This window comes from Metallosphaera yellowstonensis MK1 (assembly GCF_000243315.1).
Taxonomy (GTDB): Archaea; Thermoproteota; Thermoprotei_A; order Sulfolobales; family Sulfolobaceae; genus Metallosphaera; species Metallosphaera yellowstonensis.
On sequence record NZ_JH597761.1, the window covers coordinates 550,752 to 573,240 of the forward strand.

Below are 22,489 nucleotides of genomic sequence, written 5' to 3' on the forward strand. Positions count from 1 at the left end.
AGTTTCAGACAAAACGTAAAGTTTATATCATTTCGTCATAAACTCTTATATGATGCTGAGGCCTAAGGAAGTCTGCCAACGCTTAGGAATATCCTATGCAACACTTAGAGAATATGTTAAGAAGGGATACATTAAACCTGTACTAGAGACCGGGAAGTGGAGGTTCAGAGAAGAGGATATAGAGAAGTTAATGGGTATTGTTAGAAAGAGGAAAGTGATACTTTATGCTAGGGTATCATCAAACACACAAAAAGACGACTTGATAAACCAAGTAAAATACCTTGAGAAGAATGTTAAGGAATACGAAAGTAATAACAGACGTGGGATCTTCATTAAACATGAAGAGGAAAGGATTCCTCAAGTTACTTAGAGTGATACTAAACAACTAAGTATCAAAAGTAATCATAGCTTATCCCGACAGAGTAGTTAGATTCGGTTTCGAGATAGTAGAGGAAGTATGCAAAGCACATAACTGCGAGATAGTCGTGTTGAACAATGAGGACAAAACACCAGAACAAGAGTTGATAGAGGACTTGATCTCAATCCTAGTTCCCTTTAGTGGGAAAATGTATGGCATGAGGAGTCATAAATATGAGAAGGTGAAGAAGTGCGTCGAGGAAATTAAGGCTTAAATCGTTTCAGCCAGAGGAGGAATACGTCTACCTAACATACTCTATTAGATAGGTAAGGAGGAAACCAAGATTACCCCGCTAAGGGGGCGGAGGGGTGTGAACGGGTTATCCCGTGACTCCGGTGACGCCAAAGGGCTGAGAATTGATATTAAATATTATGAAATCCTATGAAGCCAGAACCCCTGAAGGTCTCCACGAGGTAATTAACGATGAATTAGTCAATTTCAGACTACATCTCTGATGAGGTCTTGACGTTTCTGAGGGCTAAGGTTCCGTGGATAGCCAGAGAGGTTGGTCAAAACGTTTTAGATAACTTGGAGGTCGTGAAAGTCGATCATGAGGACTTCAGGACAGCGTGAGAATAATTCAACAAGTTTGATGATTTGAGTTTCACTGACTGCACTACCTTATCGTTCTCAAGGAGGTTAAAGATCAGGAGACTAATGACTTTCGATCAGACCCTGTTAAACGCGTTCGCGCGTTCTTGTCCTACTATTCATTAGACGCAGTGAATTCGTTGAGGAGGTGGAACGGCTCTGGTTGAACCTCTTGTCCCCCCAGACAACTGGCCTTGCTGGGTAGAGGGCCCTTAGGTTCGGCCTCCCTCTCAGTTGAGTCGACTCAGGGAAGTGACAACTCAAGGACAGCAGTTATCAGATTTTACCTTGATTACGGGGCGCTACCTAACGAAAAATCCCATAACTGCTGTCAAGGAGATAAGTTTATTTCAGAGTCCCAAAGATCAATCAGTATGAAGGCCCCCCTCTCCCTGAGGATAGCTACCAGGCACGGAGACAGGGTAACTATTTACTTAGGGGTTCTCACAGGTCTATTCTACGTGATTAACCTAGTCGGGATTCTAAACAACGACGAACCCCTACTCTTGTTAGGGACGAGCTCCCTCCTAGCCGTCCTATTACTTATCCTAACGTCGTTCTTTTGGTTGAACTCCAAGATAACCCCCGAGTGGATCGTGATAGGTAGATGGAGGGTGCCCCTCAGGCAGGTCAGGGAGATAAGGGTGATAAGAGGGGTGGACGGGAGCTCGGAAGCCGACTTACTGATAGTCTTCGAGGGAGGGGAGAGGTTAGTCAAGGGCGTAAAGAACTGGAGTGAAGTCCTTGAGACCTTCCGCAGGTTCAGGGAGGTTCAAGGAAACATGTGAATACTATGTATATATAGTAAGGTATTTTAACACCAATCGACAACGTTTCCTATGCAAAGGGATTCGGTCTCGCTCCTTCTCGTCCTCATTTTCCTACTCTCCTTAACTTCTCCCCTGGCCTACTCCAGTCCGCTACCGACACAGTACCAAACGGAACCCTTCGTGATGAGGGGCTTCCACGAGGTAGGGTCCCTTCCAGGAGACAGCGTGGTAGTAGCTACTGTCTACATCCCTCTCAGGAACCTGAACTTGCTCTACTACTACGCTGAACAGACCTCAAACCCATCCTCACCTCTATACCACAAGTTCCTGACCAAGGAACAGGTGAAGTCCCTCTTCTATCCCACGGCCCAATTCCAGTCCGTGCTGAGTTACCTAAAGCACGAAGGTCTCAAGGTCCTGCTGACCGGGGCGGACTCGGTCATAGTGGTCCAGGGAACAGTGACTCAGATGGAGAACGCCTTGGGGCTACACTACTACCTAGTGAGCAACGGTACGTCAGAGTACTACCAGGGTGTTGGAGTTCCCAAACTGGGTGGAGTTATCGTAGTGTCCAACAACCTAACCTCCATCTTCTTCTCACATCCCTCCACCCTGTTCACCCAGAGGGACGTCAACCTGTTAAGGGACTCCCTGTCTCAACCTGCTAACCAGACCTTCCCCATTGAAGCCTACCCGGTCGTTGACCTGAGGGTGGTCTACAACGCGTCCGTGCTACTGGAGAGGGGCATAGACGGGAGCAATTACACCGTGGGTATACTGGACTTCGCTGGGGATCCCTACATAGCTCAACAGTTGGCCAAGTTCGATCAACTTTATCACCTACCGGCTCCCCCCAACTTCACCGTGGTCCCAGTGGGGCCCTACGACCCTAACCTGGGGATAACCTCAGGCTGGGCAGGTGAGATAAGCCTTGACGTAGAGGCCGCCCACTCCATGGCTCCTGGGGCAAACATCACGCTCTATATAGCGAACCTCAACCTCCCCCTGAGCTCGATCCTGGCCTACATCGTGTCTCAGGATAACGTTGACGTACTCTCCCAGAGTTTCAGCATACCCGAGGAGTTCCTTCCCACCTTCTCTGGCCCCCTGTTCTACCAGTGCGTCGTCCTCTCGGATCAGTACTACGCCATGGGGTCGGCGGAGGGGATCACCTTCCTGGCGTCCAGTGGCGACGGAGGGGGTAGCGGGTACAGTGCCGGGCCCCTGGGGAGCATCGGTTACCCGTCCACCTCACCCTTCGTCACCTCCTTAGGAGGTACAACTACATACCTGACTTTCCCCTCCCTGTCCTACAACGTGACCGCTTGGTCCAACTACGGTTTCGTACCCCCAGATGTTAACTATGGGGGGAGCACTGGAGGGGTGAGCCAAGTGGAGCCAAAGCCCTATTACCAGTGGTCCATCTCCTCCCCCAGCGGTTTCCCCAACGGCAGGGAGACCCCAGACATCTCAGCCAACGCCGACGTGTACCCTGGGATATACATCGTCTGTCCTGGAAACGTCACTGCCATCAGTGGTGGGACGAGTGAGGCCTCGCCCCTGACGGCGGGTCTGCTGACCTTGGTCATGCAGGCCAGTCACACCAGGTTGGGGAACCTCAACCCTGATCTATACAGGCTTTACTCCTCGGATTACGGGAGAGCCTTCACCCCCATCACCTTCGGCTACAACATACCGTGGACTGCAGGGGAGGGGTACAACTTGGTCACCGGGTTGGGCCAACTGAACGTCGGTGAACTGCCCTACCTGCTCAACTCCACTGGGATGGCCCTCTCCGTAATCGTGAACGATTCCAACGTGAGCGTAGTTGTGCCTGGTCAGAGCCTCACGGTGAAGGCTAAGGTGACTCAGGGCAACTCCACCGTGAGCGAGGGGAAATTCTACTTGTTACTAGAGGGGATTAACGGGAACTTGACGGAGGTTCCGATGACCTACAACCAGGGGACCTGGTACGCCAGACTCACTATCCCCCAGAATGCGTCCGGTGTGATCTTCGTAAACGTTTACGGTGAGGCCAACGGTAGCATGGGGTACGGCTTCCTGGAGGTGTTCTCAGGTTACTTCGCCCAGTTCATCTCTCCACCCCCGTACACTGTGGAGTGGACGGGAGCGGGAGTTCCCCTCGTCGTGAACCTGACGTCCCCTCTAGGTACCCTAGCCCCAAACACGACTGAGGTAACGGTGAAGGTACTGTCGTACAATATAACGAACGACTCCTACACGTTGGTGAACCAAACAACCTTGGTCTACTCCCCCCAAGCCAACGCGTGGGTAGGCACCATTCCCCAAGACGTCCCTTCAGGACCGGTGCTCCTGGAGGTGGAGGGAGCCTTCGGGTACGACGCGTTCTTCAACGGGATAGGACTCAACTCCCTGTTCATTCTGCCCCAGGTGGTCGCTGAACCGGGTACAGTTTACCCTGGACAGGACGTGATAATTCAGGGGAGTCTGACCTCACCCAGTAACCTCATGCCTCCGACCTCCATGAACCTGGTCACTGGATCGAACGTCACCGCTGAGCTCCTCTCTCCCTCCAAGGAGGTCGTCTCCAGGACGGAGGTCTTATTGACCTTTACCCCCCTAGGTCCCCAGTACGTAGGATACCTCCCTGTACCAGCCAACGCCACCCCTGGACTGTACACTGTACTGCTCTTCGCCGACTATGATTCCTACATCCTCAACGAAACTATACCTGGGTTCTACTACGGCCAGATATATGTTGGTGACAGGGCGTCCACACCCCTCAGGTTCTCCACTACCTACGCCCTGGAGGGCTCAACCCTCTACGTGTACTCCAACATAACATCTGGAGGGAAACAAGTGAAGTACGGTATGTTCTCAGCCACCGTTTACCCAACGTTACTCTCCAATGAGTATCAAGCCATCTCAGTCGTCACCGAGATACCCCTCTGGTACAACAACACGCTGGGGTTATGGGTGGGGAACATCACCCTTCCCTCCTCACTCTCCACAGGTAACCTTACCTACCTGGGGAACTCCTACGTCGCCCTGCCTTTTCAGGTCCTAGTGAGTGGAGTGGGTGCATACGGTAGTGCCACCAACAACAGCGTGTCCTCCTCCTCCAGGTTCTACGTGGAGCCGTTCACCTTAGTGAGGAACGACCCTTCCTTTAACCCAGTTCAAACTTACGACTCAGCCTTCGAGAACGACACGTTGTACGTTAACGGGACTATGTTCAACGACCTCTTCCTGGGCGAGAACGTGATAAGGTACAGCCAAGTCACTATAACCTCCTCCAACGTTAGTGGTACGCTGATCCTCCAGGGATCGAACGTCACCCTCGTGGACGTCTACGCCAACGACCTGGTGGTGGAGAACGGAAGTGTTACACTGGTGAACTCCAGGGTGAACTCTATCTCACTGCAGAGTTCCGTGGTACACCTGATACAGTCCTATTACTCCAGGGTGAGCCCCTCGCCTCCCATCATAGACATAGGGCTCACGTCCGGAGAGAACGTGACCGGGAACCTCACCTTCCCAGTCACGGTCTTAGGTAGCGGTATCACTACGGTCAAGGTGTTGCTGGACGGAAGGTTAGTGACGTCCTTCACGGGAAACGGCACTCATCAAGTGACCATAAACACCAATGCGTACCCGGACGGGGATCATCAAGTGGAGGTCGAGGTGGCACAGTCCGACGGTCTCAACTTCACGGCATCGGTGAACGTGTTGTTCCAGAACCAGTTGAAGAGCGTGGCCATCGGGTTAACCCAACTCAACACCACGGTACAGACCAAGGGTCAGGAGCTGTCTACCTCGGTCAATGAGGATCTATACGTGGCTTTACTGGGGGTGGTGCTTGGGCTTGTGGGGATAGTTGTGGGGGTAGCGTCGTATAGGAGGAAGTAAGAGGTGTAATATAAGTCCCTTTTCTTTTTCGTGACAGTGTACATTAAGTTACGTTAAGTATTTTAAGTGAACGGCTTGATACGGAGGTCTGATCTAGGTTCTAGAGAAACCACGTTCTAGACTCTTTGATAGCAGGTATTAGATTTCCCTTGATGATGGGCATTAGTTAAGCGAAAGTCACATACAGCAGTTATGGGATTTCTCGTTAGGTGTCGCCTTGAAGTCAAGGCAGAATCTAATAACTGCTGTCACATAACTGCTGTTTTTACCGAGGTTCAGTACGAGTGTGGGAATCGGTTCCCGTAACCCATCACGCTTAGTCGTTTTACGTTTAGGTCTGGAGAGAAGAAGTCCAGTCCAGTGAAAGCTGGCCTTGATGGTCTAGGTCAACCTGAGGGCTCCGCCACGATCGGATCAAAGTAGATCTCGCTGAGCAATTTCGTCGTAGATGAGCAGATATGAGACTTTACCTAAAACGCCGTCTCACGCTCAAGGGAGACCCTAATAACTGCCAGTGAACATTGAAGTTCCATCCTGGAGTTCACGGAATATCTTACCTTTTAACCTCGACCCTTGATCATAAATTATGGCGTATCAGAGGTGCCTTATGTGCAAGAACCAGTGTGGCATCCTCGTGAACCAGGAGGGAGACGCCGTTAAGGTGTCAGCTAACAGGAACCACCCTCAGGCTGGGATATGCGGTAGGGGGGCAGCTGCCCCTTACATTCTGAACCATCCGGACAGGCTCAAGGGACCTATGGTGAGGAGAGGGGGTGTACTTGAGCAGACCGACTGGGAGACTGCCCTCGGGGAGACGGTCAAGGCCTTGAGGAAGGTGAGGGAGGAGGACCCTCGTTACTTGGCCATAACCTTCCACGATTATGGTAAGGAGTTGCTGGAGAGGTTCGCCTACTTGTACGGTACACCCAACCTGATAGGACATGAGGCAGTGTGTCACGGGCCTAGGACTGTAGCTTCACAGTTGGTGTTGGGTGCCGAGGGTCCGAGAAGCCTGGACCCTGACTATCCCAACTCAAAGTTCGTAGTCTTCCTAAGTAGGAATCCCCTAGAGGGAATAGTACCTGAGATAGTGAGGAGGATAGATCTAGGTAGGAGCAAGGGAATGAGAGTAACTGTCGTGGACCCCAGGAGGTCGGCCTTAGCTCAGCGTTACGCCGAGAGGTGGATAGCCATCAGGCCTGGTACCGACACGGCTCTCCTCCTATCCCTAGCGTACTACATGATAGAGCATCACATGTACGATGAGGACTTCCTCAGGAGGTACTCAAACGCTTCCCTACTGGTGAGGACGAGGGACATGACGAGTACGGGAGAATACCACGAGGATCTCCTCTACAAGGGAGAGATGAGTGGGGAGGAGGTCGCCACTGCCTTCTGGCTCTTCAGGAGGGAGGGAGAGAAGGTGTATCCCTCGCTCCAGGAGATCACTGGAGCGAGCTACGATGACGTGAAGTACCTAGCCGAGAACCTATGGGAGAACAGGCCCTCCTCGGTCATAGACGACGGGTGGCACACCTCTTACGCCATGGACTCCACTTACACCTGGATGACAGCGTTCATCATCAACGCCATGTTGGGAAACCTGGATAGGAGGGGAGGATTGGTGTTCGCCAAGAGGCCGAAGGTCAAGCTCTACGACGGTGAGCTGAGGAGAGACAGGATCGACAGGTACAGGTTCCCTTTGACCTACGCCTCCTTCCAGGAAGTATATAGGGCTATACTCACGGGGAAGCCTCATCCGATCAGGGCACTCATGGTCGTGGGCACTAACCTGGACGGTAGGGACGCCAATTCTTCCATGGTTAGGGAGGCCCTCTCAAGGGTAGAGTTCCTGGTCACGGTTGACATTTTCCCCTCAGACGTGACCCAATACGCCCACGTTGTGCTGGCAGAGTCCACCTTTCTGGAAAGAGACGAATTGCCGGGAGTCGTCGGTTGGTCGCTGGAGCCCTGGGTCGACGCTCATCAAGCTGCAGTGAAGCCAATCCATGATACGAGACCGTTGCACTGGATCCTCCTGGAATTGGAGAGGAGACTGGGGCTATCGCAGGAGAGTTATGAGGACCTGGAGAGGAGAGTCCTGACCCAGTTGAAGGTAAATGAGACTGAGTTGAGGACGAAGGGGGCAGTGAGGCTTCAGGGGGAGGTATACGACCAGGTCCCTTACGTTAAACCGTTGGGGACTGAGTCAGGGAAGGTGGAAATATACTCCAGGAGACTGAGGGAGTTGGGATATTACCCGATCCCCACATACGTTCCAGGTAGGCTAGCCCCGCAGGGGGAGAACCAGTTCTACCTAGTCACTGGGCACACGTTGTACCACACACAGGACAGCATCACCTTCGACATACCCACGCTGATCAAACTGGCACCCGACAATCCCTTACAGATGAACAGGAGGAGGGCTGAGAAGTTGGGAATAAGGGACGGAGATCTTGTGGAGGTTAGATCGTTGACCACAGGAGAGAGCGTTAGGTGTAGGGTAAAGGTCACAGGTGAGATCAGGGAAGACACCGTGTTCGCTTACTTCGGTTTCGGTAGGCACTCTAAGGGTTTGAAGTTCGCCTACGGACACGGGTTCGACGTGAACCTCTTGATATCTGACGAGATAGTTGACCCCATTGCTGGAAGCGTTGCCCAATCCCAAAACATAGTTGAGGTTAGAAAAGCGGAGAAGTAGCCCCGTTACCGGTTGAGGTAGTAACGGACCTCAACCTTCGCGGGATCCCCGTGATCCTTGATTAAACCGGTGAGGTCGCCACTCGGAAGTTTAGATACCATAATACTTCTTACATATCTCTCTCCCCATCTCCTCTGGGTCTTGGAAGTGAAATACCTCCCCAGTCCTTCTCTGATCTAGGTGAGTGGGAAACGCCTTGAGCAACAGGTCCGTGGAGAGACCCGTACCCACCAACGAATAAATGGTCTTACCCATGGCGTAGGCCATGAGGATCTCCGTCATGGTGCCTGCCTCTCCGCCCAGTGAGACCAGGATGTCTCCAGACCTGACCAACATAACCGACCTGCACCTTGGCTCACAACCGGTGTTTATCCTCACGACCTGAGGGGGTAGGATCACGTGTTCCATCTCCTCGGGGAGTATTGCAACGACGTTGATCCCCAGCCTTAGGGCCTCGTCGACTACAGTCCTCATGAGACCCCAATATCCTCCCACGAGGAGGGAGTGCCTGTGGCACCTGGAGAGGACCCTCAGGAATCTTTTGGACTTGTCCTCCACCTCCTCCCCAGTCTCTGAGCCGTGGGCCGCTATCGCTATCTGCATGTAGAGAGATAACAAGGAAAAGATAAAAAACATTTCATCGCGGTGGAAAAACTCTATTAGTAGTTATTAGATTTCCCTTGATAACAGAACGTCAGTTAAGGGAAAGTCAAATAACTACTACTCTATCCGTGACGAGGCTTAACTACTCCAGCTGCAAGGTTATCGGAGCATGGTCGGAACCCATCATGTCCTCCAGGATGTTCGCCCTCCTCACCCTACCGGCCAGCTCCGCGGAGACTAGACAATAGTCAATCCTCCACCCCACGTTCCTCTCCCTGGCCTTAGTCCTATAGCTCCACCATGAGTAGTGTCCTCCCTCCTTCACGAACATCCTGAAGGTGTCCACGAAACCTGAGAGGAGGAACTTATGGAACCACTCCCTCTCCTCCCGCGTGAAACCGGCGTGATCCTCGTTCTCCTCAGGTCTCGCGATATCTATCTCCTCGTGAGCCACGTTGAAGTCGCCGCACACTACTAGAGGTTTCCTCAGGGAGCCCACGAACTCTTGGAAGGCCTCATCGAAGGAGAGCTTGAACTGTAGTCTCCTTAAGCCTTCCCCGGAGTTGGGAAAGTAAGCGTTCACTACGTAGAAGTCTGGGAACTCCAATGTGATCACTCTGCCCTCTGAGTCGAACTCCTCCCTGCCTATACCGTACCTGAACGAGAGAGGAGCTTGTCTGGAGAGTGTCATAGTCCCGCTGTAACCTCTCTTCCTCGCCGGGAAGAGGTAAACGTGATAGGGGAGGAACTGAAAGTCTAGCGGAACCACGTCTGACTTGACCTCCTGGAACATGACCACGTCGTAGTCCTTAATGATGCCCAGTATACCCTTTCCCAGTGCGGACCTCAGTCCATTTACGTTCCAGGAAAGAAACCGCATGCCTTAAACAAGATGATGTAGATTAAAAGGGTACTTGAATTAACTCCCCGGTTAATTCAAGGAGCCGACTCTCCTTCTCCTCAACTCCATGTTCTACGCTCCTCCTGAACCACCGTCCAGAAGTTGACTCCATCTAAAAGCGTTGAACATGGTCCTCCACTCGCTCTGCACTAATCTTACGCCCTTACTCACGTCACTAGGATCCGCGTGCGGTTTTCTCCAGGTGGGACTTACACGTGTTTACCCGTGGCGTAACTTTTCCTTACTTTTAATTACTTCTAATTCCACCACGGGCACCCCTCTTAAGGGATCATACACAGTCACCCTTAACTCATTGGGGCTGGTCGAGGGAAACACCACTACCCTCCCATCCACACTTTTATCACTCCCCAAACCTCGTGAGCAGTGCCCGTCATCAGTTAGGGGGATCATCAATAAAAACTACTTCGGTAATACTATATAAACATTACTTAATTAAAACGATATTTAGAAGTGATTAAAAATAACGAGTAGTTACGTAGAAGCGTCACAGTCTTACAGCAGGCGTAATATACCTTCCTTCCCATCCTAACTGTCATGGGCTCTCCCCTGATCTCTCCTCCGCAGTAGTCGCATGTGATTTCGGCCCTCCTTACCTTTGGTACACCAGATCTCTCAACTGCAAGAAAATACTGTGACACTCTCGTCCCGGACAAGTTCTCCTCCACGTCCTTTAGCGTTCCCCTTAAGACCATCATGTACCTACCATCCAGGAGCTTATAACACTCTCCCTCACATGCGTCTACCAGGGCGAAGATGACCACCTGGCCCTCCTCATGGTAGTCCACGGTGAACCTAACTCCCTTCTACCTCAGTGACCTTATGACCTTGGCGACCGTGGCCCTGCTAACTCCAAGTCCCTCTGCTAGCTCGCTCGCGCTCCTCCTGGAATCTTCTCTCAACATCCGTAACACCTTGTATTCTAAGGCCGTAAGTTCATTTACATTTGACATAGGAGTAGTTGTATTTCACAAAAAAGATTTTCCAGACACGTGTCTTACTCCATGTTTTACTTTGTAAACAATGGGTATTTAATGCAGTTTCCACAGAAGATCCTTATGGATCGTGAGAGAAACGTTGCACAGAAGCTGAGGATGGACCAGGAGCTGAAGGTGGTGGGCATGCACTGTGCCACCTGCGAGGTCACGGTGACAAAGGCCATCTCCTCGGTGAGCGGAGTCAAGGACGCCAAGGTGAACTTGGCCTCTGGAAGTGCACGTGTTACTCTGGAGGGAGGTAGACTCAAGGATGTAGTGCAGGCCGTGAGGAGGGCAGGTTACGACGTCGTGACGCAGAAGTTCACCGCCAAGGTTCACTTGAGCGAGGAGGAGGCGGGGGCACTCACGGAGTTCCTTGAGGGATTGGAAGGGGTAATTTACGCCAAGGTCAACCCCAGTTCCGGTACGCTCTTGGTCGAGATAAACCCCCTTTCCACCTCTCCACAGACCGTTCTGGAGAGGTTGAGGGAGAGGGGGTACAGGGTTGAGTTATCTAAACAGGAGGTCAGAGGGAGGAGAGACTTCCATGACCTCTTGGTCAAGCTCCTGGTTGGCTCAGTCCTCACACCGTTCACGCTACTTCCAGTCCCGTTCCTTCAAGCTGTAGTGTCAGCACCGGTGATCTTCTACTCAGGACTCAGGTTTCATTTGGGAACTGTGAGGGCCCTGAGGAATCACACGACCAACATGGACGTCTTGGTCTCACTTTCCTCCCTTGTGGGATGGTTCTACAGTCTCCTCTCTCTCCTCTACCTCCACGAGGGATACTTCTTTGACGCTTCTTCAGCCTTGGTCACGTTCATCCTTGCCGGCAAGACCATGGAGGCATACATTAAGGAGAGGACGAGTAACGACGTGGTGAGGCTCCAATCGGTGATGGCCCAAACCGAGGACGGAAGGACTGTAGACTCCAGGGAACTCAAGCCCGGTGACGTAGCTGTAGTGAGGTCGGGTGAGGTCATCCCGGCAGACGGCGTGGTGAAGGAGGGTGAGGGTTATGTGGAAGAGTCCATCTACACCGGGGAAGTGATGCCAGTGAGGAAGAGTGTGGGAGAGCCGGTGATAGGTGGCTCGACCCTGGTGTCAGGATTCCTCAAGGTCCACGTGACCAGGAGCGGTGAGAGGACTTACCTCTCGCAGGTGGTGGAGGCAGTTAAGGAGGCTGAGACCGTGAGGTTACCCATCCAGTCACTGGTCGACAGGATATCGTCCCTGTTTGTTCCAAGCATCGTCGTGATATCACTGTTTACCTTCCTGGTCTGGTACGGGATCCTTCACTACTCCCTTGCCTTCTCCCTGGCTATCTCCATCGCCGTGCTAGCCTCAGCGTGTCCCTGCGGTTTCGGTCTAGCCACACCCATGGCGATAATGGTGGGTATAAGGAGGCTCGTGAGGAGGGGGATAGTGGTCAGGAACGGAGAGAGTCTGGAGAGGCTCAAGCTAGTGAAGACAGTGATCTTCGATAAGACCGGTACCATAACCAAGGGAGAGATGAGGGTACTGAAGGTGGAGGAGAGGGAGCCTGGAGCCATGAGGATGGCACTGGCCCTCGAGAGGTTCAGCAATCACCCTGTGGCCAAGGCCCTCCTCAGGTTCGGCAACTCCGACCTTCAGGTTAAGCACTTCACGGAGCTTGAGGGAGGAGTTTACGGAAAGGTTGACGGGAGGGAAGTACTGGTGGGAAACAGGGAGTTGGTGAAGAAGAACTGTGAAGGTGACTTCAAGGGAGATCTGGCCATATGCGTGGACTGGAAGGTGGTTGGAGAGGTTTGGCTGGAGGACGAGATCAAGGACGAGGCCAGGGAGTTGGTCGAGAGGCTCAAGGAGATGGGATATAAGGTAGTCATAGCCACAGGGGACTCGAGCTCCCTTGCTGACAGGGTGGGTGAGGAGTTGGGAGTGAAGGTGTACAAGGGGCTTTCCCCGGATCAGAAGGTTGAGCTGGTGAGGGAGCTGAAGGGGGAGGGAGTCATGTTCGTTGGAGACGGTGTGAACGACGCCCAGGCCATGAGGGAAGCTGATGTCGGGGTGGCCGTGTCCACGGGGACGGACATAGCCAAGTACGCCGGTGACGTAATAGTTCCTAACCTACAGTCCCTCCTGGTTCTCATCAAGCAGTCCAGAAGGACGTTGAGGAAGGTAAAAGAGAACGTTGCCTGGGCCCTGACCTACAACGCCATACTCGTCCCAATAGCTGCTGGGGTCCTCTATCCTTTCACTGGGATCTATCTCCCCCCAGAGTTCGCCGCCCTGGGCATGGCCATGAACAGTGTAAGTGTAGTGCTGTGGAGTCTCGTTCAGTGAGCGTCCAGCTTTTTTGATGAGACTGCAATGCGTTGAACCCGTGATTTGCGGAGTTAACTGTAAAACATCCTTTGTTTAGAACTTCCATGCGGAAATGCTAGAGACGTAATTCACGATCCTTTAAACAGACGCTCTATGACTTAGCTTAAAATATCGAAATCAGATATTTATCATTCCTTGCTTCTCTAGAAACAATATATCTAGGATCCCCTTATACATGAAAAATTTTCACTCAGTTGAGGTCACTGACACCAAATCTCACGATCTACCATTATAATTCCTTGACTTCACAGTGAACATTTTTAATAGGTGTAGCCCGCCATAAATTAGTGTAATCAAAAAGGTTATTAATGAACAGCAGTTATGGGAATCTTAGGGAAGTAATACGAAGAAGTCGGTATTAGCGAGAAGTTTTTATTTTTCGACGTCGTCCCGCTGAAAAGATGCTGAACGGAAAGGGATCGATCGAACTCGCTAGGGAGAGGCTGGTCAAGGCGGTCAACAGGCTGGGCGTGGTCAGGAGGAAGGGGAGGAGCAGGAAGGTCGGGTTGGCGCTAGTCCTCATGGTCCTGGTAGGTGGGAGGGCCAGCGTGAGGAACGCGGCCGAGACGTTCGGGTTGGACTACGCAAACCTGCTGGAGGCGTTGGGAGAACTCGACGGCGCGTGGAGGGACTACCTGGAGGTCCTGTCGGGGCTGGTGAAGGGTGAGGTGGCCGTCATCATAGACGACACCGTGGACCACGACGCTCCAGGGGGAGGGACGTGAGCCCCTGAGAACTACTGGATCTACTGCCACACCCACGGGAGGTTCGAGAGGGCCAAGCTCCTCACGGTAGCCGTAGTGGACCTCTCCACGGGCAGGACGTTCATGGTGGGGGCTTTCCCCTACGTCGTGAGGAAGATGTTGGATCTGGGGATGGTCACCGAGTTCAAGACCAAGATCGAGATGGCCAGGGAGATGTTGGACGTGCTCAAGGAGCGCTTCCGCGTGTCCAGGGTCGTCTTCGACCCCAGTACTGGTCCGAGAAGCTCGTGAGGGACAACGTGGTGTCTGAGCTCAAGTCCAACCGAGCCCAGGGTCGAGTCGGTCCAGGGGACCCTCGAGGAGGTGGAGGGACACCTCCGAGTGGGAGACCTACCCCCCCCCCCGGAGTCTACTACGCCGACCTGACCCTGGGAGACCGAGTGGTTACGGTAAAATTGCTAGTCCGGGAATATAAACGTGACTCCGGGACACACGTCAGGTACCTCTACACGACCGACCTCTCGCTCAGCGAGGAAGTCGAGGAGGCCTGTCGTGTGGGAGATCGAGGAACTCCAAGGGACGTCAAGGCCCTGGGACTGGGGGACTCCTCGTTCTGGAGGGGGATAAGCTTAAGGGCTACCTCACGATCTTCACCATCAATAACGTCGTCAGGGATCTGGTGGGGGAGCTGAACCTTAGGAGCGTGGAGGCGTTCCTCAGGCTCTCGAGCGCCCCTTAGGCGGACCGCCGGGGCTGATGAAAATCTTTAAGTTACGTTAAAGTCCCATAACTGCTGCTTGAATATCTTACTCAAGATGTGCGGGTTTCCCCACCTCTCTCGCTCCCAGTGGGAGTAGGTGGGTTTAGGTTACCCCGCTAAGGGGACGGAAAGGTAACGGGTTTCCCCGTGACCCCGGTGAAGCCCAAGGGCTGAGGATTGATATTAAATATTATGAAATCCTATGAAGCCCGAACCCATATAGGGTAAACATGCTTCCACATTATGACAAAAAAGTTTATTTCCTTTCGTGGGGGTGACCGATGGATGGAGTAGACTTGATGACCTCGATAGCCCTGTCCACAGGTATCGCCAGGTATGACTTAGTTCTAACAGTCCCTCTACTGTTCAGCTCTATTATGGCCTTCAGGAACTTCTCGGGATCGTCGACCTCCACGACGTTGATGAAATCTATGTCCCCGAAGACCACGTATTGATCCCTCACCTTTGCTCCCACCTTAGTCAACTCTTCGTTTACCGACTTAATTCTCTCAGGCTTATCGGCTATGGTCTCGGCCCCCTTATCCGTTAGAGACGAAATGACGATGAAGATAGCCATTATAGATATTAAAGCTCTTTAAACATTTAAACCTTCCTTAAATCGAGAAAGGGTCAATAGCGAATAGGGGGACTCTCGCTGCTGACCTCCTCGTGTGAGTGCACCTCAGAGGGAGTTGACCTAGAACACACCCACGGTGTTAAGCGATCGACTCTCTAACGACTCTCTAAGTTCGACCCAGATTCAAGGGAATATGCCATCAAGCATCAGTCATGGAATTTTTCGTTAAGTATTACCTTAAAGTCAAGGCAAAACTGCTGAGTTAGGTTAGCCTTCACTTTCCTCCCTGTAGGAGTCCCCGAACACTCATTTCCGACGAAGTTATCTTTTTCTATTCCATTAAGGATTTTACGACATGTCGTAAATCTTAAATACTCTCCCTCCCATTAGTCCTACATGATAACTCCTCTAGTTCTAGGCGCACTCGCAGGGATCACGGTTTTCGTGGGAGCGTTCTCGGCATCTTACCTGACCAGGAGTAGAGCGGAGTTGGTCAACTCCCTGGGGGCAGGGATATTGCTCTTCATCGCCTTGGAGGCGGCCTCCGACTCCCAGGAGGCAGTGAAGGGGCTCTTTGACGAGCTACTGATACTGTCGGCCTTCGTCCTGACCCTGATCCTGATATCTGGATTGGAGAGGCATCTCAGGATAAGTGAGAGGAGTTTGACAAACTCGGGTGTCATAGCTGTGGCACTGGGAGTTCACAACGTGGGGGAAGGGTTCGCAATAGCCTCAGCTCTCCTGGCCGGACAGCTCTCCTCAGCCCTAGCCTTCACCTTAGGTTTCTCAATTCATAATGCCACGGAGGGTGTGGCTATCTCAGCTCCCATGAGTAAAAGAAGATTGGGATTTCTCGCTCTTCTCTCAGCCGTAGCCGGGCTCCCAACCATCCTCGGGGCTTCGGTTTACTACCTGGGGTACGCTGGGGGTTTGGAGATCGGAGTACTTGACGCGATTGCCTTCGCGTCGGTGCTTTACGCCTTCGTGAAGATCTTCAGGGACAGGGGAGTCAGCAGTTGGATACTCATGGGCCTCGGCTTCGCCTTGGGTACCTTAACGGAACTCCTGATCAGCTATGCCCTGGGGAACAGCTGAACCTTTCCTGGAGCTCTGGTAAGGCTTCACGGAAGACTTGTCAATTAAATGACAAGTTTTACGTCAAACTTGTCAGTGAATAACAAGTCTTAAATAAAACTTGTCGATACATTGACAAAATGTCCCTGATTTCACAGATGAACTTTCAAAATCCCTGGTGGGCCGACAAGGGCAAGATTTACGAGGACGAGCACATTAGGAAGGTCCTCTCCTCTAAACCTAGGTTCTTGATACGGTATCCAGAGGGAAACCTGTTGGTCCTGGGGCCCAGGCAGGTGGGCAAGACGAGCCTCATGAAGACCGCGATTATGAGACTCCTGGAGAGTGGCGTCGAGCCGGCTAAGATACTGTTCTTCTCCTGTGACTCACTCAAGGACAAGGGAGATCTCGTGTCCCTCCTCTCTGATTACAGGAGCCTCGTCAACTCCGAGGGAGGCTTCATCTTCCTGGATGAAATAACCTTTGTCAGGGAGTGGAACGTCGGACTTCTCCATCTCTTTAACTCGGGTTACTTACGTGACTCCACGATATACGTGAGCGGTTCCTCCTCGGTTTCCCTCATGAAGGAGACTCTCCCGGGTAGGCCTCTAAGTAAGGTAGTTCTCTACCCCCTCAACTTCAGGGTCATATTCAACGTGTTCTTCAGGGAGCTCAACCTGCATAAAGTTCCGCTCAGCGACATCAAGGGTTTCTATAATACTTCCACTAAACTGTTGCCGCATTTACCTCAACTGAACAGGGCGTTAATGGAATACGTGAAGAGAGGGGGGTTCTTCACCACGAACTACGTGGATGGTGATCCCCTAAACGTCCTCTATGAGGTCTATAAGGACGCAGTGTTAAGTGACCTGGCTAGACTGGGCAGGAACGAGAGGACTTTCAAGGAGATAATGGCAAAAATAGTAGAATCCTACGGCTCTAGGATCTCTGAGAACACAATAGCGAAGAGGACTTCCGTGGGTTCCCACAACACGGTCTCCTCCTACCTCGACCTAGCTGAGAAGCTATTCGTGCTGAGGACGTTTTGGAAGGTAGAGAACGGGAGGGTCAATACCAGGTCGTTTAAGAAGGTTTACTTCGTAGATCCGTTCATATACAGGGTAATGAGGAGGTACTCCACGGGTGAGGGGATCAGTGAGGAGGACGTTCCGCACGTGGTGGAGGGAATAGTAGGTGAGCACTTGGCCAGGGAGTACTCCACGGGTTACACCTTCTTTAAGGGAGGTAGGGAGGTGGACTTCGTGATAGATGACGTCGGGGTAGAGGTGAAGTTCGGTGGAGGAGAGTTCAGGGACTTGAGGATGGATAAGGGATACGTGTTAACGTTAGACGAGATGAGGATCGAGGGTAACAAGGCTATAATGCCCATCTCAATGTTCCTATACATGATCTCGTCCAACAGGGTTTTGTACCCCTGGAGTTAGAGGGGCTGATTCCTCTTTTATGATGGAGGAAATGTTTTACATTTGTTCATTCTAGGTCTTAGGTTAGAGAACATGATCTCTCACACATGTGGACTATGCCCAAAAGGGAGTGATGGCAGATGTGACCAGCATACGGTTGGGCTCAAAGGAGTACCACGACCAATCTCCAGAACCTTTGGGTTAACTTTTAAAAATAGGTAACCACAGGCTGTAATATGACTGACGAGGTAACCCTTGCCTTCTTCGAGGTCTCTCTCCTCATATTCTTGGCTGAGGCGGTGAGGAGCTTCCTGGGAAAGTACGGCATACCTCTCTTGATAGGGGAGATAGCCACTGGCGTCATGTTGAGCCCTTACACCCTAGGGGCTGAATCCTTTCTCACGTTAATAGAAATCTTTTTATATTTGTTTATTATCAACCAATCTTGTGGAGAGACTACTGAGACCTAAGGAGGCTTGCCAACTGCTCAGCATTTCATACTCAACACTCCTACGGTGGATTAGAGAAGGGAAAATAAAGGTGGTAACGACTGAAGGAGGGAAGTACAGGATACCTTACAGCGAGATAAAGAAGTACTTAGAGAAGAGGGAAGAGACGAGGGCTGTAATTTACGCAAGGGTGTCCTCGGCTGACCGGAGAGAGGACTTGGAGAGGCAAGTGAACTACCTAACAAATTACGCAACGGCGAAGGGTTACAAGGTAGTTGAGGTACTGAAAGATGTAGCTAGCGGGTTGAACACAGGAAGGGAAGGATTGCTTAAGTTATTCAAACTTGTTGAGGGAAGGAGTGTGGACGTCGTATTAATAACATACAAAGACAGACTTACAAGATTTGGATTTGAGTACCTTGAGGAGTTCTTCTCAACCGTGGGAGTTAAGATTGAAGTAGTTTTCGGAGAAGAACCTAAGGATACACAGGAACTTGTGGAGGACTTAATCTCAATCATTACCTCATTCGCAGGGAAAATTTACGGAATGAGGAGTCACAAGAAGACAGTCCTGGTTCAAGGCGTAAAAAAGTTGATAGGTGAGTTGAGTGGAGAGGACAGTGAAGCTAAGGGTTAGGGTTGACTATTCTACATACTCAGCACTTAAGGAGGTCGAGGAGGAGTACAGAGAGGTTCTAGAGGAGGCAATAAATTATGGGTTGTCAAACGAGACTACCTCCTTCACCAGGATTAAAGCTGGGATTTACAAGAGTGAAAGGGAGAAGCACAAGGACTTACCATCCCATTTCATTTACACCGCTTGTGAGGACGCAAGCGAGAGGTTGGACAGCTTTCAGAAGTTGAAGAAGAGGGGTAGGGCTTACACTGAGAAACCGTCAGTGAGGAGAGTCACTGTTCACCTGGATGATCATCTGTGGAAGTTCAGCCTCGACACGATTTCAATTTCCACAAAGAAGGGTAGGGTTCTCATTTCACCAACCTTCCCTAAGATCTTCTGGAGATATTATAACACGGAGTGGAGGATTGCGAGTGAGGCCAGGTTTAGACTAATGAAAGGTAACGTGGTGGAGTTCTTCATAGTTTTTAAGAGGGATGTTAAACCTTATGAACCTAAGGGTTTCATCCCAGTTGATCTAAATGAGAATTCGGTCTCCGTATTAGTTGATGGAAAACCGACGCTTTTAGAGACTAACACTAAGAGGATTACTCTGGGCTATGAGTATAGGAGGAAGACAATAATTACTGGTAGGTCAACTAAGGATAGGGAAGTGAGGGGGAAGTTAAAGAGGCTGAGGGAGAGGGATAAGAAAGTAGACGTTAGGAGGAAATTAGCCAAGCTGATCGTCAAAGAGGCTTTTGAAAGTAGGAGTGCAATTGTCTTGGAGGACTTGCCAGGGAGAACTCCAGAGCATATGGTTAAGGATATTAAGGATAAACAGCTTAGGTTGAGGATTTACCGTTCAGCATTTTCCTCGATGAAGAACGCTATTATTGAGAAGGCTAGGGAGTTCGGTGTCCCCGTACTCTTAGTTAATCCGTCTCACACTTCCACTGTTTGCCCAGTCCACGGGGCGAAGATCGTTTACCAACCCGATAGGGGCGATGCCCCAAGGGTTGGTGTTTGTGAGAAGGGGAAGGAAAGGTGGCATAGGGACGTGGTTGCACTGTACAATCTGAAGAAAAGGGCTGGAGATGTGAGCCCCGTGCCGTTGGGCTCGAAGGAGTCCCATGACCCACCTACCTTAAGTGGGTGGTTGAGGGCTAAGTCCCTACACTCGATCATGAATGAACATAAAATGATTGAAATGAAAGTGTAGGGACAAACGGTGAAGTCAACAGGGTCTTAGGTATCTCCATATTCTCGCTGAACCCATACGTGCTCTTCCTTGCCGAGTTCTCGATGATCCTCCTCATATTCGCCTCAGGACTGGAACATGGGACCTCCAGCCTCAGGAGTGCCGGGGTGATGGGCTTCCTAGGTGCCACCACCGGTGCACTCCTACCCTTCCTGGTGACCCTGATCCTCTACTGGAGCAGCCTCGGTTTGATCCCCACCTTAGTTATAGGGACGGCCATGGGAGCTACGAGCCTCGCTGCTGTGGCCTCGATACTGAGGGAAATGAACCTCCAGGGGAAGGCGAGCAACTACCTCATGGCAGCTTCCTCCTCCGATGACGTGGTCGACCTCATCCTCCTCTCCGTGGTGTTGGCGTCGATTGGCAGTGCCGGGTTGTCCACCCTGATGGTCGTGAGGACCGTAGCCTTCTACCTCGTGGCTTGGGCGATAATATTCTTCGTGTTTACCCGTGGCGTAACTTACCTTCTTTAATTACTTCTAATTCCACCACGGGCACCCCTCTTAAGGGATCATACAGGGTCACCCTCAACTCATTGGGGCTAGTCGAGGGAAACACCAATACCCTCCCATCCACCTTCCTTACCAAGTTAAGGGGAGCAATAGAATCCCTCTCCAAAAGAACTTCACCGCTTTCCAGGTACCTAGCGTTCACCTTCAGTACTTTTACACCCCCACCCTCGTGAGCAGAGCCCGTCATCAGGTAGGGGTTAAAAACTTTGATAACTCTCTCAACTGTCTGTTTCCTCTTCTTCAACTTCTCATCGTTAAACGGGTTGATGGAGGAAGTGTAGGACTCAGAAACCTCTGCAACGTCTATCGGCTGAGTTTTCAACATCTCCACGAATTTAACAACACTCCATTGATGAATCCTATGCCTAAGCTTATCATTTTTATTGCTCTCCATCTTATCCTTAGACCTTGAGGAGAACTCACCTACTACGACTTTGGCACTTAAGCTCCTAGCAAGCTCTGTTATCCTCTTAACAGTCTTCCTTAACACGTCAATTTTCCTCTCCCTCTCCCTCAATTTCCTCAACTTCTTCTTTATTAACTCGTCCTTAGTTGAGTGTCCCTTAGTAATCTCTTCCCTCCTCAAGGAGTAATTAACCACAACCCTCCCTAACCCAGTCTCATATCTCCTCAACTCCTTGAGTTTAAAACCCTCGAAGACCGCTACCGTGACGTTATTCTCATTAACGTCAATAGAGATATAATTACCCTCCTTGGACTCAACCTCAACCTCCTTCTCAAAAGTCAACCAAACTAGAATTTTCCTACCAACTAATCTTAACTTAAGCTCTTGCGAAACCCTCCAACCTTCATATACGTAGCGGGTAAATTGCTTGGTGAACTTGAGGGGTATCTCGACCCAACCCTTGTGGGTTAAAACATTAACTGAGACCTTGTTAAACCTCCAATTAACCATGTTAGGAATAGTGATCACAACCCTCTTGTACTCCGGTTTATCCTTCCTCGTTAACCCTCTCTTTTTCCTTTCTCTGAAGCTCTTAACAATCCTTCCAGCAACGACGTAGGCACCTTCAATAACCCTTGAAGGTAGGAAGGGGTACTTCTCCTTATAGTCACTGTAAAATCTCTCGTGCAACTTCTTCCTAGTGGTCTGTAAGCCCTCTGATAGGATTACCCCAATCATTTCATTAACGAACTTCCTCTGATGTTCCTCAACCTCCTTAAGAACGCGGTACTTCCACTCGTTCAAGAAGTCACCCTCTAGTTTAACCGTCCTTTTCAACGTTTTCAACACATTTTACCACCTTCTCACACTCTTGGCCGTAAATTCTAGAGGCAAATGACTTGACGATCTCTACAAAGTCCTCCATCAACTCCTGCATGTAATCCTTTGGCTCTTCTTGGAAAGCTACAACGTTTACTCCGTAAGCTTTGAATAACTCTACGAGGTATTCGAAGCCGAAACGTGTTAGCCTGTCCTTATAAGCTACAACTGCGTCAATTTGCCTCCTCTTGGCTAATTCTATTAACTTCTTTAAACCTTCTCTGTCCTCTTTCAATCCGGAACCTATATCCTTTTTCTATCACACCCACTTCACCGAGAGTTTTCCTAACCCATTCTCTCAATGCGTCCAACTGCCTCTCCAAGTCGTCCTTTTGCGTTGGTGAAACTCGTGCGTAAATCGCTACTTGTTTAACCCTTCCACCGCCGGACAACAATCTTTCAATTTCGCTGTAAGGTATTCTCCACCTACCGTTAACCTCAACAACCTTTATCTTCCCCTCTCTAATCCACTTAATGACACCACTCCTGCTCATGCCGAATATTTCAGCAACCTCACTAGGTGTTAGATACCTCTCCACAGTAATTAAAAGTAACTAAAAGTATTTAAAAGTTACGTGAAAGTGCTATAG

At 50.9% G+C, this 22,489-nt stretch carries 18 protein-coding genes and 4 pseudogenes; 14 read left to right on the forward strand and 8 right to left on the reverse strand.

The genetic code is table 11. The annotated features are described in order from the left end of the window. Positions 1-52: 52 nt before the first annotated feature. The 4 genes and pseudogenes from METMK1DRAFT_RS03510 to METMK1DRAFT_RS03535 all read left to right on the forward strand — a co-directional run bounded on the left by METMK1DRAFT_RS03510 (position 53) and on the right by METMK1DRAFT_RS03535 (position 8,371). A pseudogene (locus METMK1DRAFT_RS03510) lies at positions 53-632 on the forward strand (IS607 family transposase). A gap of 751 nt (positions 633-1,383) precedes the next feature. Then, the gene (locus METMK1DRAFT_RS03525) at positions 1,384-1,797 is read left to right on the forward strand and encodes a hypothetical protein (protein WP_009070956.1); all 414 of its coding nucleotides are present in this window, start codon (positions 1,384-1,386) and stop codon (positions 1,795-1,797) included. A 51-nt stretch (positions 1,798-1,848) separates the two neighbouring features. Beyond that, the gene (locus tag METMK1DRAFT_RS03530) at positions 1,849-5,670 is read left to right on the forward strand and encodes a protease pro-enzyme activation domain-containing protein (protein ID WP_009070958.1); all 3,822 of its coding nucleotides are present in this window, start codon (positions 1,849-1,851) and stop codon (positions 5,668-5,670) included. 607 nt (positions 5,671-6,277) lie between these two features. Beyond that, positions 6,278-8,371 (forward strand): molybdopterin-containing oxidoreductase family protein, encoded by a 2,094-nt coding sequence (locus METMK1DRAFT_RS03535; protein WP_172634111.1) that lies wholly within the window; start codon positions 6,278-6,280, stop codon positions 8,369-8,371. Positions 8,372-8,461: 90 nt separating this feature from the next. Here METMK1DRAFT_RS03535 and METMK1DRAFT_RS03540 read toward each other — a convergent pair whose 3' ends face one another. The 5 genes from METMK1DRAFT_RS03540 to METMK1DRAFT_RS18840 form a co-directional block, all read right to left on the reverse strand. Further along, the gene (locus METMK1DRAFT_RS03540) at positions 8,462-8,974 is read right to left on the reverse strand and encodes an SLOG cluster 4 domain-containing protein (protein WP_048087394.1); all 513 of its coding nucleotides are present in this window, start codon (positions 8,972-8,974) and stop codon (positions 8,462-8,464) included. 142 nt (positions 8,975-9,116) lie between these two features. Next, positions 9,117-9,854: an exodeoxyribonuclease III gene (locus METMK1DRAFT_RS03545; RefSeq protein ID WP_009070964.1), complete on the reverse strand. Its 738-nt coding sequence runs from the start codon at positions 9,852-9,854 to the stop codon at positions 9,117-9,119. Positions 9,855-10,094: 240 nt separating this feature from the next. Then, entirely contained in the window at positions 10,095-10,286 is a 192-nt protein-coding gene (locus METMK1DRAFT_RS03550; protein WP_009070965.1) for a hypothetical protein, read from the reverse strand. Positions 10,287-10,324: 38 nt separating this feature from the next. Next, a complete protein-coding gene (locus tag METMK1DRAFT_RS03555; RefSeq protein WP_009070966.1) occupies positions 10,325-10,681 on the reverse strand; it encodes a TRASH domain-containing protein in 357 nt (118 codons plus the stop codon). Between the two features lie 18 nt (positions 10,682-10,699). Then, positions 10,700-10,846, reverse strand: a complete 147-nt coding sequence (locus tag METMK1DRAFT_RS18840) for a winged helix-turn-helix transcriptional regulator (protein ID WP_009070968.1) — start codon at positions 10,844-10,846, stop codon at positions 10,700-10,702. Positions 10,847-10,951: 105 nt separating this feature from the next. Here METMK1DRAFT_RS18840 and METMK1DRAFT_RS03560 point away from each other — a divergent pair, with 105 nt between their 5' ends. From METMK1DRAFT_RS03560 to METMK1DRAFT_RS18845, 4 genes and pseudogenes are all read left to right on the forward strand, one after another. After that, on the forward strand, positions 10,952-13,195 hold the full coding sequence (locus METMK1DRAFT_RS03560; RefSeq protein WP_048087590.1) for a heavy metal translocating P-type ATPase: 2,244 nt from the start codon (positions 10,952-10,954) through the stop codon (positions 13,193-13,195). Between the two features lie 443 nt (positions 13,196-13,638). Then, a pseudogene (locus tag METMK1DRAFT_RS19960) lies at positions 13,639-14,232 on the forward strand (hypothetical protein). Next, positions 14,229-14,633 (forward strand): transposase, encoded by a 405-nt coding sequence (locus METMK1DRAFT_RS19965; protein WP_425357374.1) that lies wholly within the window; start codon positions 14,229-14,231, stop codon positions 14,631-14,633. The pseudogene METMK1DRAFT_RS19960 and the gene METMK1DRAFT_RS19965 overlap by 4 nt, the downstream one beginning before the upstream one ends. Before the next feature lie 96 nt (positions 14,634-14,729). Continuing rightward, positions 14,730-14,907: pseudogene (locus tag METMK1DRAFT_RS18845) on the forward strand (RNA-guided endonuclease TnpB family protein); the annotation flags it as partial. 50 nt (positions 14,908-14,957) lie between these two features. Here the strand turns inward: METMK1DRAFT_RS18845 and METMK1DRAFT_RS03570 are convergent. Beyond that, on the reverse strand, positions 14,958-15,278 hold the full coding sequence (locus METMK1DRAFT_RS03570) for a GYD domain-containing protein (protein ID WP_009070980.1): 321 nt from the start codon (positions 15,276-15,278) through the stop codon (positions 14,958-14,960). A gap of 396 nt (positions 15,279-15,674) precedes the next feature. On the opposite strand from METMK1DRAFT_RS03570, the gene METMK1DRAFT_RS03575 reads away from it, so the two are divergent. From METMK1DRAFT_RS03575 to METMK1DRAFT_RS03600, 6 genes are all read left to right on the forward strand, one after another. Next, complete coding sequence (locus METMK1DRAFT_RS03575) at positions 15,675-16,373, forward strand: ZIP family metal transporter (RefSeq protein WP_009070982.1); 699 nt, start codon at positions 15,675-15,677, stop codon at positions 16,371-16,373. Positions 16,374-16,492: 119 nt separating this feature from the next. Beyond that, the gene (locus tag METMK1DRAFT_RS03580) at positions 16,493-17,797 is read left to right on the forward strand and encodes an ATP-binding protein (protein WP_009070984.1); all 1,305 of its coding nucleotides are present in this window, start codon (positions 16,493-16,495) and stop codon (positions 17,795-17,797) included. Positions 17,798-18,012: 215 nt separating this feature from the next. Next, a complete protein-coding gene (locus METMK1DRAFT_RS03585; protein ID WP_009070986.1) occupies positions 18,013-18,246 on the forward strand; it encodes a hypothetical protein in 234 nt (77 codons plus the stop codon). Further along, on the forward strand, positions 18,224-18,862 hold the full coding sequence (locus tag METMK1DRAFT_RS03590; RefSeq protein ID WP_009070988.1) for an IS607 family transposase: 639 nt from the start codon (positions 18,224-18,226) through the stop codon (positions 18,860-18,862). The genes METMK1DRAFT_RS03585 and METMK1DRAFT_RS03590 overlap by 23 nt, the downstream gene beginning before the upstream one ends. Next, positions 18,834-20,063: an RNA-guided endonuclease InsQ/TnpB family protein gene (locus METMK1DRAFT_RS03595; RefSeq protein ID WP_048087395.1), complete on the forward strand. Its 1,230-nt coding sequence runs from the start codon at positions 18,834-18,836 to the stop codon at positions 20,061-20,063. Before METMK1DRAFT_RS03590 ends, METMK1DRAFT_RS03595 begins: the two co-directional genes overlap by 29 nt. Before the next feature lie 83 nt (positions 20,064-20,146). After that, complete coding sequence (locus METMK1DRAFT_RS03600) at positions 20,147-20,575, forward strand: cation:proton antiporter domain-containing protein (RefSeq protein ID WP_245544544.1); 429 nt, start codon at positions 20,147-20,149, stop codon at positions 20,573-20,575. Here METMK1DRAFT_RS03600 and METMK1DRAFT_RS03605 read toward each other — a convergent pair. Both METMK1DRAFT_RS03605 and METMK1DRAFT_RS03610 read right to left on the reverse strand, forming a co-directional pair. Beyond that, a complete protein-coding gene (locus METMK1DRAFT_RS03605; RefSeq protein ID WP_048087396.1) occupies positions 20,547-21,869 on the reverse strand; it encodes an IS200/IS605 family accessory protein TnpB-related protein in 1,323 nt (440 codons plus the stop codon). The two genes, METMK1DRAFT_RS03600 and METMK1DRAFT_RS03605, sit on opposite strands and share 29 nt — an antisense overlap. After that, a pseudogene (locus tag METMK1DRAFT_RS03610) lies at positions 21,841-22,438 on the reverse strand (IS607 family transposase). Before METMK1DRAFT_RS03610 ends, METMK1DRAFT_RS03605 begins: the two are co-directional and overlap by 29 nt. Positions 22,439-22,489: the final 51 nt, after the last annotated feature.